15 protein-coding genes are annotated in these 16,158 nt (G+C 44.3%); 5 read left to right on the forward strand and 10 right to left on the reverse strand.

What is annotated here, in order from left to right; translation table 11 throughout:
• Positions 1 to 39: 39 nt before the first annotated feature.
• The 7 genes from B3F51_RS09325 to B3F51_RS09355 form a co-directional block, all read right to left on the reverse strand.
• On the reverse strand, positions 40 to 1,233 hold the full coding sequence (locus B3F51_RS09325) for a cation diffusion facilitator family transporter (RefSeq protein WP_070372031.1): 1,194 nt from the start codon (positions 1,231 to 1,233) through the stop codon (positions 40 to 42).
• Positions 1,234 to 1,424: 191 nt separating this feature from the next.
• Positions 1,425 to 2,918, reverse strand: a complete 1,494-nt coding sequence (locus B3F51_RS09330) for an NAD(P)H-hydrate dehydratase (protein ID WP_228879381.1) — start codon at positions 2,916 to 2,918, stop codon at positions 1,425 to 1,427.
• A gap of 132 nt (positions 2,919 to 3,050) precedes the next feature.
• A complete protein-coding gene (locus B3F51_RS09335; protein ID WP_070372033.1) occupies positions 3,051 to 3,734 on the reverse strand; it encodes a peptidoglycan-binding domain-containing protein in 684 nt (227 codons plus the stop codon).
• Positions 3,727 to 4,464: a YebC/PmpR family DNA-binding transcriptional regulator gene (locus B3F51_RS09340; RefSeq protein ID WP_070372034.1), complete on the reverse strand. Its 738-nt coding sequence runs from the start codon at positions 4,462 to 4,464 to the stop codon at positions 3,727 to 3,729. The genes B3F51_RS09335 and B3F51_RS09340 overlap by 8 nt, the downstream gene beginning before the upstream one ends.
• Positions 4,465 to 4,546: 82 nt before the next feature.
• Complete coding sequence (locus B3F51_RS09345; RefSeq protein ID WP_070372035.1) at positions 4,547 to 5,350, reverse strand: GTP pyrophosphokinase; 804 nt, start codon at positions 5,348 to 5,350, stop codon at positions 4,547 to 4,549.
• Positions 5,351 to 5,355: 5 nt separating this feature from the next.
• Entirely contained in the window at positions 5,356 to 6,291 is a 936-nt protein-coding gene (locus B3F51_RS09350) for a TIGR01212 family radical SAM protein (protein ID WP_070372036.1), read from the reverse strand.
• Positions 6,292 to 6,364: 73 nt separating this feature from the next.
• Positions 6,365 to 6,775: a hypothetical protein gene (locus tag B3F51_RS09355; protein ID WP_148638290.1), complete on the reverse strand. Its 411-nt coding sequence runs from the start codon at positions 6,773 to 6,775 to the stop codon at positions 6,365 to 6,367.
• Positions 6,776 to 6,915: 140 nt separating this feature from the next.
• Between B3F51_RS09355 and B3F51_RS09360 the strand changes: the two genes are divergently transcribed.
• From B3F51_RS09360 to B3F51_RS09370, 3 genes are all read left to right on the forward strand, one after another.
• Entirely contained in the window at positions 6,916 to 7,698 is a 783-nt protein-coding gene (locus tag B3F51_RS09360; RefSeq protein WP_286946736.1) for a PP2C family protein-serine/threonine phosphatase, read from the forward strand.
• 93 nt (positions 7,699 to 7,791) lie between these two features.
• On the forward strand, positions 7,792 to 8,928 hold the full coding sequence (locus B3F51_RS09365) for an MGDG synthase family glycosyltransferase (protein WP_148638294.1): 1,137 nt from the start codon (positions 7,792 to 7,794) through the stop codon (positions 8,926 to 8,928).
• Between the two features lie 140 nt (positions 8,929 to 9,068).
• On the forward strand, positions 9,069 to 9,914 hold the full coding sequence (locus tag B3F51_RS09370; protein ID WP_286946738.1) for a DegV family protein: 846 nt from the start codon (positions 9,069 to 9,071) through the stop codon (positions 9,912 to 9,914).
• Between the two features lie 80 nt (positions 9,915 to 9,994).
• On the opposite strand, the gene B3F51_RS09375 is transcribed toward B3F51_RS09370, so the two are convergent.
• Together B3F51_RS09375 and leuS are read right to left on the reverse strand one after the other, a co-directional pair.
• Entirely contained in the window at positions 9,995 to 10,459 is a 465-nt protein-coding gene (locus tag B3F51_RS09375) for a ribonuclease H family protein (protein WP_148638296.1), read from the reverse strand.
• Between the two features lie 5 nt (positions 10,460 to 10,464).
• Positions 10,465 to 12,876, reverse strand: coding sequence for a leucine--tRNA ligase (gene leuS / locus B3F51_RS09380; protein ID WP_286946740.1), 2,412 nt, complete (start codon positions 12,874 to 12,876; stop codon positions 10,465 to 10,467).
• Positions 12,877 to 13,181: 305 nt separating this feature from the next.
• Between leuS and B3F51_RS09385 the strand changes: the two genes are divergently transcribed.
• Complete coding sequence (locus B3F51_RS09385; RefSeq protein WP_070372042.1) at positions 13,182 to 14,300, forward strand: alanine/ornithine racemase family PLP-dependent enzyme; 1,119 nt, start codon at positions 13,182 to 13,184, stop codon at positions 14,298 to 14,300.
• A 32-nt stretch (positions 14,301 to 14,332) separates the two neighbouring features.
• Positions 14,333 to 15,451 carry an Ldh family oxidoreductase gene (locus tag B3F51_RS09390; protein WP_228879391.1) on the forward strand — a complete coding sequence of 373 codons (1,119 nt, stop codon included), beginning with the start codon at positions 14,333 to 14,335 and terminating at the stop codon, positions 15,449 to 15,451.
• 73 nt (positions 15,452 to 15,524) lie between these two features.
• Here the strand turns inward: B3F51_RS09390 and rbr are convergent, their stop codons facing one another.
• The gene (gene rbr / locus B3F51_RS09395; RefSeq protein WP_070372044.1) at positions 15,525 to 16,121 is read right to left on the reverse strand and encodes a rubrerythrin; all 597 of its coding nucleotides are present in this window, start codon (positions 16,119 to 16,121) and stop codon (positions 15,525 to 15,527) included.
• Positions 16,122 to 16,158: the final 37 nt, after the last annotated feature.

Below are 16,158 nucleotides of genomic sequence, written 5' to 3' on the forward strand. Positions count from 1 at the left end.
TGAATAAATTAATCGGGACTTGCTTGCCCGGCTACCGATTTAAACACAAAACTCGTCCTGATTGGGGACATAGTGATTATAATCAACCGTAATCACGGCGTGATAGGTCGGGTTTATTTTGTATATTTCATTGGCAATCATCATGCTCAGCTCCTCATCACTCCACGGTGCATCGTAGGGAACCACCACATCAAAAATCAGGTTGGAATGGTTATACCCCCACACCACTCGAAAATCGTGGATGTGAATCTCCGGTGAAAGTCCGGCAATGGTCTGTTCCACCTGTTCTTTCAGCGCCGTCGTTTTTTCATCGTTAGTTATAACCGGATCAAGATGAATAATCAGATGAATGTTCAGATCTTTAAGAAAATCCCGTTCAATCTGATCGATGACACTGTGGCTGATCAGGCAGTCGAGTTCCGCCGGTACCTCACAGTGAACTGAGGCATAGGTTTGGGTTTCCCCATAGCTATGAATCATCAGATCATGAAGACCAATGATGTGTTCGTAACTACGGATTTTTTCATAAATCTGATCGACCAGTTCATTCGACGGCGCTGTGCCCAGAAGCGGGCTGATGGTTTCACGAACCAGATTGATGCCACTGATGATAATGAAAATGGCCACCACCACCCCCATATAACCATCGAGGTCAAAGCCGGTCAAATAGGTAATGATGGTTGCCACCAATACGGCCGAGGTTGCCAGAATATCGTTGCGGCTGTCAATGGCAGTCGCCATCAGCGTCAGCGAGTTGATGGTTTTCCCGATTTTTCGATAAAACAGGCATTGCCACAGCTTAATCAAAATCGCAATGATCAAAACCACCACCGTAATCATGCTAAACTGGGGCAATTCCGGATGGAGAATTTTATCAAACGAACTCTCAATCAGCTGTAACCCTAAAAAAAGAATAATAAAGGAAACCACCAATCCGGAAATATATTCCATCCGCTGATGACCAAAGGGATGGTCGGCATCGGCCGGTTTGCCGGACAGTTTAAAACCCAGCAGGGTCACCAGTGATGAGCCGGAGTCGGACAGATTGTTGACCGCATCGGCGGTGATCGAAATGCTGTTAAAAACCAGTCCGATAGTTATTTTAATGAAAAATAGCAACAGATTTGAAGCAATCCCCATGATACTGGCCAATTTTCCGTAGTTTTCCCGCACCCGGGAATTTCCGGTATTCTCATAATTTTTGATCAGCTTTCTTACTAATATATTTGTCACAACGCTATTCCTTCCCAGATCATTCACTCCAGTTATCCCAAATTCAATTATCCGATACCACTAAATTCCTGGCCACGTTTTTAAAAAACTGGTAAATTTAGCCATTAACTTCATCTGATTATTATAACCCAAAATCTTCAAATCACCAAACAAAGAGAAAAAATCCCGGTAATTCCGGGATTTTGAACAACTTACTTTAAAACATATTTTAAGGATTCAATAATGCTATGTGCGGTTAGGGTACTCTGGCCAAAATGCTCGGCATAATAGTCCCCAGCCTTGCCGTGATAAAAAACGCCAGCCCGGGCAGCTTCAAAAAGATTGACGTTTTGTCCGGCAATTCCGGCAATCATCCCGGCCAGAACATCGCCACTGCCACCCGTGGCCATTCCCGGATTTCCTGTGGAATTAAACCAGATTTCGCCATTGGTTCCAAAGATCATCGTCCGATATCCTTTTAATACCACCACGACCTGATATTCCATCGCAAATTTCTGACCGTACCCAATAGGATCTTTTAAGATGTCTTCCCGAGGCACGTCAATAAGCTTGGAAAACTCAGCAAAATGAGGGGTAATAACCACCGGAGTTTTTGATTCTTTTAAAGAATCCACCACCACGGCCAGATGATGAATCCCATCGGCATCAATCACCACCGGCAGACTGCCTTCCAGTAAATGCTCCAGAATAAAGCTATAATTCTTGGCCCGGCCAATCCCCGGTCCAATTAAAATTACCTTTTTGCGGTCATGCTTGATGTCGTCCGAGGTAATATTACAGTCATAGGTCTTAATCAAAGCTTCAGCCGGGGCCCGGGCCACCACCGGAATATAAATATCCTGGGGCACATAGCAAGTCACCAGACCGCCACCGCTTTTCAGGGCCCCTTCGATTGAGAGGATTCCAGCCCCGCTCATCCCCTTGGAACCGGCAATCACAACCACTGAGCCGTAATCGTATTTATGGGTATTCTTTTTTCGTTTCTGCGGAAATTTAAGATCACTTTCCTGAGTATAGTATTTTTCATTGGGAATGCTGTTTTCATCAATCCCGATATCAATCAGAATGGTATCACCAGTATAATCAGGTCCATCATTTAACAGACAACCGGTTTTATAATTCTGGATCACAATGGTCTTATCGGCAAAAATCCCATTTCCAATGGTCAAACCAATATCGCCCCTGAGGCCAGACGGAATATCAATGGCAATTTTCTCCCGATCAAAATCATTAACCAGATCAAAGATGCGATTGTAACTGGCCGGAATTTCTTTATCCACCAGGCCAGTACCAAAGATGGCATCAACCACATGGGTAGCCCGTTTCATAATCAGACTCAGATCTTCCAAATCAGCGTCATCCTGCAGGGTGCGGATGGGAATATTTTTATCTTCCAGCCGCTTAAGACTGATCTGACTGTCTTCCGACAATTTTTCCCGATCTGCAGTCAAGAATAAATGGACGGTATAACCATCCTCAATCAATGACCGGCCGATGACCAGTCCATCACCACCGTTGTTGCCTGGTCCGCACAAAATGATAATCTGAGCCTTTTCATCAAGATCTACCTTGATAACTTCGGCGCAAGCATGCCCCGCCCGTTCCATCAATTCAATGCTGGGTGTCCCGGCAGCTACGGCATGGCGATCCATAACCGCCATTTCTTTTGGTGTGACAACTTTCATTTCTTTCCTCTTTTCCCATCCATGAAAAATAATCCTATGTGTATTGTCATTATATCAAATAGACGGTTTTTGTAAACCATCAAACGAATAAAGCCGCCAATTCTGACGGCTTTATGATAATCCTATTTAATTTTATCTTAATGCATCCAGTGCTTTGATGGTTTTAGCATCAATTTTTCCGGTTTCGGTGAGCCCATTAGCTTTTTGGAAAGCCTTCACCGCCGTCTCAGTGGCGTCATCAAAGGTTCCCGTGGCCGACTCGGCGGCCAGATATTTCTGGGCCACTAAAATCTGCTGATAGGTTTGCAGCACTTTTCCGCTGTCGCCTTTTTCAAATTTAACGTCTTCGGCAACCAAAGAGATAATGGTGGAGCGATCCAGCTTCCCGGTTTGCTCCAGACCCTTCATCGCCTGATAGGTTTTAATCGCCGTCTGCACCTCTTCTGTCAGCTCACTGGAGGGTTGACTGATCAGAAAACCCAGTGAATATAAGATCTGTTGATATTCAAGAATCTCTTCATTTTTATCACCCAACGTGTATTCGGTTATAACGATGGTAGTACCATCGTCGGTTTTAATTTCTGTTGTCTTATCTTCGCTCTCCGCTTCACCATTATTGATGGTCAGCATTTCGGGTTCCATCCCGACGGCAATGGAATAAACATCAGAAATCCCCTTTTCGGTCATGGTCAACTGATCCGCAGCCGAATAGACATCCTCAATCACAAAGGATGAAGTCAAAAAAATCAAAAATATGGTCATCACGATATAAAGAAAAACATCTTTAAATCGTTTGAACGGGGTATTTTTATTCATCTTCCTCACCTGTCCAGTTATGCCAAACTGCCTGAACATCTTCATTATCATCAAACATATCGATCATTTTTAACATTTTTTTAATTTCAGTGGCATCGATCAGTTCGACTTCGGTGGATGGGATCATGGCAATTTCAGCCGAAGCCAATTCGTAGCCTTCCTGTTTCAGGGCATCACAAACCTGGCCAAAATCCACCGGCTCGGTGCTGATTTCATAACCTTCTTCAGCAGTTTCAATATCTTCGGCACCGGCATCAAGAGCCAGCATCATCAGTGCCTCTTCATCCAGACCATCAGCTTTTTCGATCATGATCTGGCCTTTTTTAGTAAACAGAAAACCCACACAACCACTGGTACCGAGATTTCCGCCATTTTTATCAAAGGCATGACGAACATCGCCAGCAGTCCGGTTTTTGTTGTCCGTTAGGGTCTCAACAATCACCGCAACGCCACCCGGTCCGTAACCTTCATAGGTAATTTCTTCATAGACACTACCCTGCAATTCACCGGCACCTTTTTTGATCGCCCGGTCAATGTTGTCATTGGGCATATTGGCAGCCTTCGCTTTGGCGATGGCTTCTTTTAATTTTGCATTCATATCCGGATCGCTGCCACCCTCACGGGATGCCACCGCAATATATTTTGCTAACTTGGTAAAGATTTGACCGCGTTTCGCGTCTGCTTTTCCTTTTTTGTGTTTAATAGTCGACCATTTTGAATGTCCAGACATCGACAACCTCCTCGTTTATATATGTTTTACAATGTGTTATTATAACATACTGTTCTTTTTTAACAAGCATGTTTTTTGATTCTTAAACCTCTGCCTCAATCTTATTGACTTCCGACTCCAGTTCTTTTCGCAGTAAGATCAACTGGATAATGTCCTCCTGAGCAAACAGGTCATCAAATATTTTTTCGTAGTGGGAGGCCTTATCACCATGATTGAGTTTGTATAAATGGCCAATATTATCGAGTATGCTGGTAACCAGACTGGATTTAATACCAAACAGCCGCTGGGCACTTTGGATCTCCTCACGGATCGATGACATTTCCCGATCCACTTCGTTGACGGCATTGGCCGCATTGATTAGCCGCATTTTAATGGCTTCCGGGATGTTTTCTTTATATTTATAGTTTAAGGAATGCTCGATGATCGACCAGAAGTTCATGGCCAAGGTACGAATCTGAATTTCCACGAGGATGGACTGCTTACCGGACACACAAAAAACCGGGTAACGGATAATCAGATGATAGCTTTTATAGCCGCTTGGCTTGGCTTCGTTCAGATAATCCTTAACCTTGACAACATCCATATCGCAGTTTGTCCGTTTGCGAATCAACTCAACGACCTCGTAAATGTCTTCTTCAAACTGGCACATAATACGAATACCGGCAATGTCCTGAATGGTTTCCTCCAGGGCTTCAATATCAACGCCATACTTATTAATTTTTTCCAGAATACTGGCCACGCTCTTAACCCGGCCATAAACCGATTCAATCGGGGAGTATTCACCAATTTTCTCATACTGCTCTTTTAAACTTGTGAATTTTAATACGATCTCATCCACTGCCTGATGATAAGGGATGAGAAATTCTTGCCAATATTTTGTTCCCAAGGACTTTACCTCTTTTTATTTTTCCCAGAGAATTTTCGTCCCTGGTAATTATTTTCCTGCTCCATGCGAGCGTCAAGCTCATCTTTAATTTTCCACCAGCTGGTATTCCAGTTGGTAATAACAGAGTCCTCTTTGGGCACCCGGCCAATTAGCCGCTGTACCACAATTTTGGGGTCAAGATACTCCAAAAATAAAATCCCCCGGGTGATATAGTCATCCTTCGGGAGAAGTGTCAGCTTTCTGTCTTGATACCACTGTTCCAATAGCGTGTCTTTTTCGATGTATAAACTATGACACTTAACAAAATCAGTTTTTTTGCGGGATAAAAGCTTCGCACCGCTGATCACATCAGCTTCGCTATCCCAGGGTAAATCCAGAATCATATGGGTGCAGGTTAACAGACCGGCTGCTTTAATCCGATCGATGGCCTGTTCGTAGTCAGCCAGGGTATGCCCCCGCTTAATGATTTTCAGGGTTTCTTCGTTAGCGCTCTGCAATCCCAACTCAATTGTTACCTCAACGCCCTGTTCGGCTTTAACTGTTTCCAGAAAATAAAGCTGCTCGTCGGTGATACAATCCGGCCGGGTTGAAACCGAAATCTCCACTACATCCGGGCGAAGCGCTGCCAGAATCCATTTCTTAAAGTCTGAAAATTCACAATAGGTGTTTGAAAAGCTCTGAAAATAGGCTATAAACTTTTTTGCGTGATAGCGTTTGCCAATATAGGCAATATTTTTTTCCAGCTGTTCGCTGACGGACAACTGATCCGACAAGGTTTCGTTGCCTCCACCCTTGGCACCGCAATAGACACAGCCACCGCTCCCCCGGGTACCGTCGCGGTTGGGGCAGGTCACCGGGATATTGATTGGAATCTTATATACTTTTTCGCCATAGCGTTCTTTGAGCCAAATCGAATAGATGTTATATCGATAGTCTGTCATGGGTTTTATTTATTTCCTCAATAAGATTAAACAGACGAACCGTTTTATTGCTAATCAGGTTCGTCTGAAATGTTTATATTAATTTAGTGACACATTCTGGCAATTCTTCTTTTTCACAGCTTAAGCTGAGAACGAATTTTATATCATGTTTTTCTGTAAGCTGTTGAATTTTTTGAACAATTTTACAAATGTCCTCTGATGACTGATAATTAATCAGCCGTAAGGTATTATCAATAAAAACAATTTTCACATCATAATTCTCAGCAATAACCCCGCTAATGAAGCCAAAAAGCTGATCTGTTCCAACGATGCCAAACTCCTCCAGGTTTGTGAATCTGATTTTAGTATCTACTTTTACTCGATATTTGTCTCTGTCATTAAGAAAAATGATATCCCCTTCGCAGGTCTCCAGCGCAGTGTTTGCCATGTCAATCATTTTTTTTGTTTTGCCGCTTCCTTTTGAACCGTATACAAATTCAATCATTTTAGACACCTCATTTCATATTGATAACTTCATTATAAGGGTAAGTATCAATAATTTCAATCATTTTTAAAGAAATCAGCATAACATTTCAAAATAATATGCTATAATAAAAAAAAATTGAACCTTACGGAGGTCACCGTTTGAATACCTCAGATCACTATGAATCGCTTGTGTCACTTTTTGATAAGCAATTACAATTTGCGCAAAACCTACAAAAGAAGATTATTCCGTCCCCTGGCTCTTTTGTATCCAATCACTATCATTTTTACAGTTATTTAAAACCCTTTCGCAAAGTCGGCGGGGATTTCTATGATTTTCATTTTATGGATAATGGCAAGATCAGTCTTTTAATCGCTGATGCCACCGGTCACGGTATCGATGCGGCAATGATTACCAGCATGATCAAACTGAGCTATTCCTATACCATGAAAGACAGTCACATCAACCAGTCTCCCAGCCTGGTGTTAAAGCAGATTGAGTCCGATATCAGCCAGCAAATGGACAACACCTTCTTTACCGCCATCGCTCTGGTCTTGGATCCCAGTGAAGATGTTTTATATTTTGCCAACGCTGGACACCCCGATGCAGTGCTTTTAAAAGCCAATCACAAGATCGAGCTGCTTAAACCCAACCTGCCGATGCTGGGATTGCAGCAATTTATGAAAACCATGCACTATTTTGATATGCGCATCAATTTTTCCCGAAACGATAAACTGCTGCTCTTTACCGACGGCCTCGTCGATGCCAAAAATCCCCAGCGTGAAGAGTTCTCGATGGACCGGATCATCTCAGTTATCAAACAGAACCCGGATCTGCCGATCAACCTTCTGGGCAGCCATATCATTGATGCCTGTGCCAAATTCAAACAGGGTCAGCCCCCATCCGATGATATCTGCATTTTAGGGATCGAGGTCGATGACTAGTTTTCTAATGGAAATCTAATCCTTTCTGACTAAACTAATGGTATACGTTATTTGGAGGTTTTCGCCAAAAATCTCATGAAAGGACGGATTACCATGTTAGAACCTAAACGAATATTAATCTTAACCTGCTCCCACGGGTCGGGCCATAAAATGGTAGCCCAAACCCTTAAAGAAAGCTTTGAAGCCCGGGGTCATCTTGTCTCGGTGGAGGATCTGTTCGATAAAACCAATCCCACGCTCAACCGGATGATTGAAAAATCCTATCTGCTTTCCTATTCGATTGGTAGCAGCTTTTACGAACGGGTTTATTACGATGTCGAAGAATATGCCCATAATAAACTGATGTACAACCTCTGGAATTTTACCAGCAAAGCCTTATTAAAAATGGTTGACGCATTTAAACCGGACTGTATTATCAATACTTATGGCTATACCATCTCAGCCATTCTAAAAAAAGATAATTACCCCCATATCAAGCTTTTTACCGTTGTCACTGATTTTTGTATTCCTAAACCCTGGATTCATCAGGAAACCGATCGTTATTATGTCGCCTGCGAAAACGTTGAAGAGACGCTGATCGGCGAGAGCATTCCTCGGGAAAGAATCTTAAAAACCGGGATTCCCATCCGGGACGCTTTCTATGCCAGGGAAAACCGTCAGGCCATTCTAAAAAAATATAATCTCGATCCCCATAAAAAAATCCTGATCATTTTTGCTGGAACCTATGGGGTACTGAAAAACATCAAGGAAATTTGTCAACGGACTGATCGGATGAATAATCTCCAGACCATTGTCATCTGCGGCAAAAATCAACATCTCCAACGGGAACTTGAAATGGAAAACCTGCAAAATACCCGAATCTTCGGTTTTGTTCCGGATATCCATGAATTTTATACTGTTGGTGATCTGATGGTCACCAAACCTGGCGGCATCACCCTGAGTGAGGTGGTAGCCAAAAAAATTCCGGTTATTCTTTATAATCCCACCCCTGGTCAGGAAGGCGAAAATGCCTGTTGGTTTAAACGACAGGGGGCCGCAGTTGTTGCCAATAATTTTAATGAACTGATCCTTGCCATTGATGCACTCAAGGAAAACGAAATTAAACGTTTTTCAATAAAAAACAGTCTGAGCAAAATTTATTATGGTCATGCAGCCAACCTGATCACCCAGGACGTTCTAACTCAGTTAACACTAGCAGATGGCGTTCCATATCTGACAGAATCCATTTAAACTAACGAAAGCTCTTTTTAAGCATATTCGTTTACCATTGGCTTGTTTACTGACAGGTGAATGTGAACTTTAGCTGCTCTGCTGATCAGCATCGTAAAGATAAATCTCTAAAGATAAATGATTGAAAAGAGGAATTAAATGTGAAACCACGAATAATCAGTGATAGCTCATGTGATTTACCTAAAGATTTTCTGGAAAAGGACGGGATTGATTTTTCGCTGGTTCCTTTAAAAATAATCGTTGGCAATCACGAATTTATCGATGATGAAACCCTCAATCCCAAAGAACTGATTGCCGCAATGAAAGCTGAAAAAACAGCGACCTCCTCGTCATGCCCCTCCCCCGAGGATTTTGCGGCAGAACTGCGAAAAAATAAGGAAAGTTATGTGATTACCATGACTTCTGGATTAAGCGGCATCTACAACAGTGCCCGGGTTGCTAAAAATATGGTTCTTGAAGAAGATGATTCCCTAAAAATCAGCCTCTTCGATACCCACGCCACCTCCCCGGTGATGATTTTAATGGTGATGAAACTCCGGGATCTGATCAAAACCGGCGATATGGATTTTGACACCATCAGTGAAAAATTATCCCTTTATCTGGAGACTCTGAATCTACGGTTTTTACTCCAGGATCTTTCTAATCTGGTTAAGAGCGGCCGGATGAATCGAGTGGCTGGCGCAGTCGCTTCAGCACTCTCAATCATGCCCATTTTCAGATCTGATGATAAAGGCGAAATTCAGCTGGTCACTAAGGCCCGGGGCATCAAAAAAGCCCTGTCCAGTCTTGCCAGCATGGTTGAAGAAAAAATCAAGACCCAACCCCAGTTTCCGGTGGTCATTACCCATTGCAATAATCTCAGTCAGGCTGAAATTCTCAAGGATCTGCTGGAAAAACGCTTTGATCTCAAAGAAATTTACATCTTTCCGATGCACGGCTTAACCACCTACTATTCCAACGATAAAGGCCTGCTCATGGCTTTTTAATAAACGCTTAAAATCACATAAATAAAAGGACTTAAGCCAGATTTGGTTTAAGTCCTTTATTTTTAACTAAATTATTAGCATTATTCCGTCAGTCGGTACTCATCCATGGCCTGATTTACCAGCAAATCAGCCCGGTTGTTGTAGGGATTGTCAGCATGGCCTTTAACTTTGTGAAAAATGACCTTGTGGCGGTTGACCAACTGATCCAGTTCGATCCAGATTTCCCGGTTTTTTAACGCCCCGGCTTTACCCCGACTCCAGTTCTTAGCCTTCCAGCTGCCAATCCAGTTCTGCAGATAGGCATTGACGACATAGGCCGAATCGCTGTAAATATGTACCTCACAGGACTCCTTTAATAGTTTCAGGCCTTCAATCACCGCCAACAACTCCATCTGATTGTTGGTGGTGTTTTCATAGGCCTGCTTATACTCTTTGGTCACATTCTTTTCGGGATAAATCAGCACCCCGCCAATGGCGCCCAGATTCTCACCTTCCTTGCCATTACCCCGGCAACCCCCATCGGTATAGAGATGAATCACTTTCATCGTTGCTATTTTACCACGATGTTGAAAATTTTTCCGGGTACGTAAATCTCTTTGACAACCGTTTTCCCCTGGGTATACGCCTGGATATTTTCCTGAGCCAGAGCAATCGCTTTGGCTTCGTCTTTATCGGCAGCCACTGGAATGGTAATCGTTCCCCGCACCTTGCCATTGATCTGAACTGCCATTTCAATGACATCATCGACCGTTTTAGCTTCATCATATTGCGGCCAGACGGCATCATCAAGAGTTCCACCGAAGTCCATATTCTGCCAGATTTCCGAAGTGATATGGGGCGCGACCGGATAGAGCAATTGCAGAAAAGTCTTAAAGGCGTCGCGGGTAATTGAACCTTCCCGGTTGAATTCATTAAGCAGGGTCATCAACGCCGCAATCGCGGTATTGTATTTCATTTCTTCATAATCATCGCTGACTTTTTTAATGGTTTTATGAATGGCTGTTTCCAACACCTGACCATAGCCCGCTTCATCAGTCACAATCTCCTGAAGTTTCCAGACTCGATCAAGAAAGCGGCGACAGCCTTTTGCACCATTATCGGACCAGGGCGCCGCTTTTTCATAATCCCCGATAAACATAATGTAGGTTCTCAGGGTATCGGCCCCAAACTCCTCAATGATAACATTGGGGTTGACCACGTTGCCCTTGGATTTGGACATTTTTTCACCATCGTTGCCAAGAATCAACCCTTGAGCGGTTCGTTTGGTATAGGGCTCCCGCACCGGTACACAGCCAATGTCAAACAAAAACTGATGCCAGAAGCGTGAGTAAAGCAAATGTCTTGTAACGTGTTCCATCCCGCCGTTATACCAGTCCACCGGCATCCAGTATTTCAGTTTTTCCGGGGAGGCAAAGGCTTCATCGTTCTTGTTATCAAAATAACGCAGGAAATACCAACTGGAACCGGCCCACTGGGGCATGGTATCGGTTTCCCGTTCGGCCGGGCCACCACACTCGGGACAAGTGGTTTGATACCATTCGGGGATATTGGCCAGTGGCGACTTACCGGTATCAGTGGGGGTATAACTTTCCACCATCGGCAATTCCAACGGCAGCTGATCTTCAGGCACCGGTACCATTCCGCATTTGGGACAGTGGACAATCGGTATCGGTTCACCCCAATAACGTTGTCGGTTAAAAGCCCAGTCCTTCATTTTATAATTGATGGTGCGTTTACCCAATTTTTCCTTTTCCAGGAAGTCGATGGTTTTTTGGATCGCCTCTTTGACTTCCAAGCCGTTTAAAAAGCCGGAGTTAACCATTTCGCCCGAATCGGTATTGGTATATGCCGCTTCGGTAACATCGCCACCTTTGATAACTTCAATAATTGGCAGCTTAAATTTTCTGGCAAAATCCCAGTCTCTTGTATCATGGCCAGGCACAGCCATGATCGCACCGGTACCGTAGCCCATCATGACATAGTCGGCAATAAAAATCGGGATCTCAGTATTTGTCACCGGATTGATCGCCTGGATGCCCAGGATCCGCACCCCAGTTTTATCCTTAGCCAACTGCACCCGTTCAAATTCAGTTTTGCGTTTAGCCTGTTCCTGATAATCAACCAGCTCATCCATATTGGTAATCGCTTCGGACAGCTCGTTAATCAGTGGATGTTCGGGCGCAATAACCATAAAGGTGGCGCCAAACAGGGTGTCCGGCCGGGTAGTAAAGACCCGCAGCGCTTTGTCATAACCGGCGATGGTAAAGTCAACTTCAGCACCCACCGATTTACCAATCCAGTTTTCCTGTTCCAGGCGGATCCGCGGCAGATAATCGACGTCATCCAATCCTTTTAGCAGTTCTTCGGCATAGTTTCTGATTTTTAAGAACCAAACGTCTTTTTCCAGCTGCACCACTTCGCTACCGCAACGGTCACACTTGCCGTCCCGGAAGTCTTCGTTAGCCAGCACCACCTTACAGCCGTTGCAGAAATTGACATAGGTTCGATCCCGAAAAGCCAGGCCATGTTTAAACAATTGTAAAAAAATCCATTGGGTCCATTTATAATAGCTGGGATCAGTGGTATCAATTTCTTTATCCCAGTCAAAGGCATAGCCAATCCGTTTTAACTGATTGGTAAAGACTGCAATATTCTCATCAGTCACTTCCCGGGGATGACGGCCGGTTTGAATGGCATAGTTTTCAGTCGGTAAGCCAAAGGCATCCCAGCCAATCGGAAAGAGGACGTTAAAGCCTTCCATCCGACGTTTTCGGGCAATCACTTCCAGGGATGTGTAGGCACGTACGTGACCGACGTGAAGCCCGACGCCAGAGGGATAGGGAAATTCAACCAGTCCGTAAAATTTTTCCTTATCTGAGTTTTCTTCCATCCGGAAGGTTTCATTTTCTTCCCAATGCTTCTGCCAGCGCTCTTCTATTCTTTTATGCTCGTATGTTGACATATTTCCTCCATTTACTCGCCTGCCTGTATCTCCCTGCTTAAATCAGAACAACAGTAAGCTTTTGCTTTTATTATTTTTGACGACCTGTTCAATAGCCTATTAAACATCTTTAAAAGATAAAAAATCCTTTATTTTATCCGCCGCTGCGAAAAAAAAATCCGCTCCCCCGAAAAGGGACGAACTTTTTCCGGTCTCCTAATGATCTTCAACCCTCATTATAAATAAGGGCGGAACAGCTGTCAATCATTTGTGCTTTTTTTTCGCTTATGATATACTAAACTCCAGAAAACTGCAAAGGAGCATTTATGTATCCCTTACTTAAAATCAATAAGCAAAAAATAGTTGAAAATACGCAAGCCATTATCCAGCGCACCAATAAATTAGGGGTCGCTGTCACTGCTGTCACTAAATGTACCGGCGGCAACCTGGAAATTGCCCAGGCTTTTCTGGATGGAGGCGCCACCACAATCGGTGATTCCCGGATAAAAAACCTTAAAAATTTGGCCCCACTACCCTGTGAAAAATGGCTGATCCGGGTGCCGATGCCCAGTGAGGTTAATCATGCCGTTGCCTATGCGACACTATCTTTAAACAGCGAAATAACAACCATCCGGCTGTTAAATCAGGCGGCCCAGGCTCAGGGCAAAATCCATGGCATCCTCTACATGCTTGACCTGGGGGATCTGCGTGAAGGTCTATTTATTGGTGACGGAAATCCCGCTAAACCAGAAATTGAAGCCTTAATCGCAGCCGCTTTTGCGAAACTGGATCAGGATATTAAAGAAATTGCCGCTATGAAAAATATCAAACTCCGTGGTATTGCCACCAATGCCACCTGCGTTGGTGCCACCATCCCCACTCCCCAAACCTTTGGGGCTTTTTTTAAGGTTAAAGCCCGGATTGAAGAAAATTATCAGCTTCCCTGCGAGATTGTTTCCGGTGGGAATTCCAGCGCCTATTATCTGGTCGACAATGAAACGCTTCCTGGGGAAATCAACAACCTGCGACTGGGCGATGTGATCCTGTTTGGACGGGAGTCGGCCTATTATCACTGCTATGATTATCTCCATCAGGATGCCTTTATTCTGGATGTTGAGATCCTTGAGTTGCAGGATAAACCCACCTATCCCGTTGGTGAAATCGGGCGCAATGCCTTCGGCGAAATCCCCACCTTTGAGGATAAAGGAATCCGTCGTCGAGCCATCTGCGGTCTGGGTCGCCAGGACACCGATACTGACCATATCTTTCCCCTTTTGCCGGGACTGACCATCGAAGGTTCCAGTTCCGATCATCTGGTGATTGACGTCAGCGATGCCAAAACCACCTATCAGGTCGGCGACATCATCAGCCTGCGCTGCGATTACGTCGGGGCGCTTCACGCTGCCACTTCATCTTATGTTGACAAAATTGTTATCACCCAATAAATATATAGCGAATTAGACAAGGAGAATTATTAATGAAAGACGAAACCACCTACCGCATCCCCTTTGACATTCTGGAAGCATTCATGACCGATGCCTTAAAAGGGATTGGTGTACCTGAAGAAGACGCCAAGATCTGTGCCGACATCCTGATTAGCTCCGATAAACGGGGAATTGATTCCCACGGCATCGGCCGTTTAAAACCAATCTACTACGACCGAATCAAGCAGGGCATCCAAAATCCGGTGACGGAATTTGAAGTCGTCAAAGAAACGTTTACCACTGCGGTCATCGACGGTCACGATGGCATGGGCCATGTCATTGCTAAAAAAGCCATGCAAATGGCGATTGATAAAGCCAAGATCTACGGCATGGGAATGACTGTCGTCCGAAATTCCACCCATTATGGTTTTGCCGGTTACTATCCGCTGATGGCCATCGAAAACAATATGATCGGGATGACCGGCACCAATGCCCGTCCGTCGATTGCACCAACCTTTGGGGTCGAAAACATGCTCGGCACCAACCCCATCACCGTCGGGGTACCCAGTGATGAGCCCTTCCCCTTTGTGCTGGACTGCGCCACCTCAGTTTCCCAGCGAGGTAAAATTGAAGTTTATGACCGGGAAAACAAGGATCTCCCCGATGGCTGGGTCATTGACCGCCAGGGACGAAGCCGTACCGATACTAAACAGATCCTGATCGATTTAGTCAAAGGTGAGGCTGCCCTGACACCGCTGGGCGGCATCGGCGAAGACACCGGTGGCTATAAGGGTTATGGTTATGCCACCTTCGTGGAAATCCTCTCGGCGGCCCTCCAGAGCGGGTCTTTCTTAAAAGGCCTACTTGGTTTTGACGCCAATGGCAAGGCTCAGCCCTACCATCTTGGCCATTTCTTTATTGCTATTAACATCGAAAACTTTACCGAACCAGAATCCTTCAAGAAAATCACCGGCGACATCTTAAGAGACCTTCGGGCCTCAGAGAAAATGCCCGGTCAGGAACGAATCTATACCGCCGGTGAAAAGGAGTATGAAGCCTGGCTCGATCGCAAAGACAAAGGCACCCCGGTAAATGAAGCGCTGATTAAAGACATTCTCGATATTAAAGCCGAATTGGGACTTAAACAATACCACTTCCCATTTGAAAAATAACGAAAGCTTTCTTAATAGAAAGCAAAAAGAAACGGATTAAACCCCGTTTCTTTTTACTTTTACAATTATATTTTTAATAGGTTTCGACAAATAATTCAAAATAGGCCTGGGCATGTTTGCAGGCTGGACATTCATCAGGTGCTTCAGCACCTTCATAAATATAACCACAGTTGCCGCATTTCCATTTGACATCACTGAACCGTTTGAAAGTACGGCCTAACTCAATGTTCGCCGCCAGTTTCAGATAACGGGTTTCATGGGCCTTTTCAGCGACACAAACCTGAAGCCAGGTTTCGGCTATTTCGTCAAAGCCTTCCTGTTTGGCGATTTCCGCAAATTTCGGATAAAGCTCGTTCCATTCTTCGTTTTCTCCGGAAGCTGCATGCAATAAATTGTTTTTGGTATCCCCCAGGGCAACTGGGAAAGTAGCACTTACTGGAATTTCAACCGCATTGCCCAATGTGTATTCATTGGCCGCAATGTGCTTGTAGAACAACTCACCATGTTCTTTTTCATTGTTGGCTGTTTCTGTGAAGATCTCACTGATCTGAACATAACCTTCTTTTTTGGCGATGGATGCAAAATACGTATAGCGCATTCTTGCCTGAGATTCACCTGCAAAAGATGTCATTAAATTAACTAACGTCTGTGTTCCTTGTAATTTACCCATTTTTTCCTCCCTTATAATGATTATAAACTTACTCTAA

This window comes from Acetobacterium sp. UBA5834 (genome assembly GCF_002435675.1).
Classification (GTDB): Bacteria; Bacillota; Clostridia; order Eubacteriales; family Eubacteriaceae; genus Acetobacterium; species Acetobacterium wieringae.

Bases quoted from the DNA above. Each gene is read 5' to 3' on its own strand.
- B3F51_RS09355 (WP_148638290.1), bottom strand. From the start codon at position 6,775: ATGATTGAATTTGTATACGGTTCAAAAGGAAGCGGCAAAACAAAAAAA.
- B3F51_RS09340 (WP_070372034.1), bottom strand. From the start codon at position 4,464: ATGTCTGGACATTCAAAATGGTCGACTATTAAACACAAAAAAGGAAAA.
- leuS (WP_286946740.1), bottom strand. From the start codon at position 12,876: ATGTCAACATACGAGCATAAAAGAATAGAAGAGCGCTGGCAGAAGCAT.
- B3F51_RS09390 (WP_228879391.1), top strand. From the start codon at position 14,333: ATGAAAGACGAAACCACCTACCGCATCCCCTTTGACATTCTGGAAGCA.
- B3F51_RS09365 (WP_148638294.1), top strand. From the start codon at position 7,792: ATGTTAGAACCTAAACGAATATTAATCTTAACCTGCTCCCACGGGTCG.
- B3F51_RS09350 (WP_070372036.1), bottom strand. From the start codon at position 6,291: ATGACAGACTATCGATATAACATCTATTCGATTTGGCTCAAAGAACGC.
- B3F51_RS09330 (WP_228879381.1), bottom strand. From the start codon at position 2,918: ATGAAAGTTGTCACACCAAAAGAAATGGCGGTTATGGATCGCCATGCC.
- B3F51_RS09375 (WP_148638296.1), bottom strand. From the start codon at position 10,459: ATGAAAGTGATTCATCTCTATACCGATGGGGGTTGCCGGGGTAATGGC.
- B3F51_RS09385 (WP_070372042.1), top strand. From the start codon at position 13,182: ATGTATCCCTTACTTAAAATCAATAAGCAAAAAATAGTTGAAAATACG.
- B3F51_RS09335 (WP_070372033.1), bottom strand. From the start codon at position 3,734: ATGAATAAAAATACCCCGTTCAAACGATTTAAAGATGTTTTTCTTTAT.
- rbr (WP_070372044.1), bottom strand. From the start codon at position 16,121: ATGGGTAAATTACAAGGAACACAGACGTTAGTTAATTTAATGACATCT.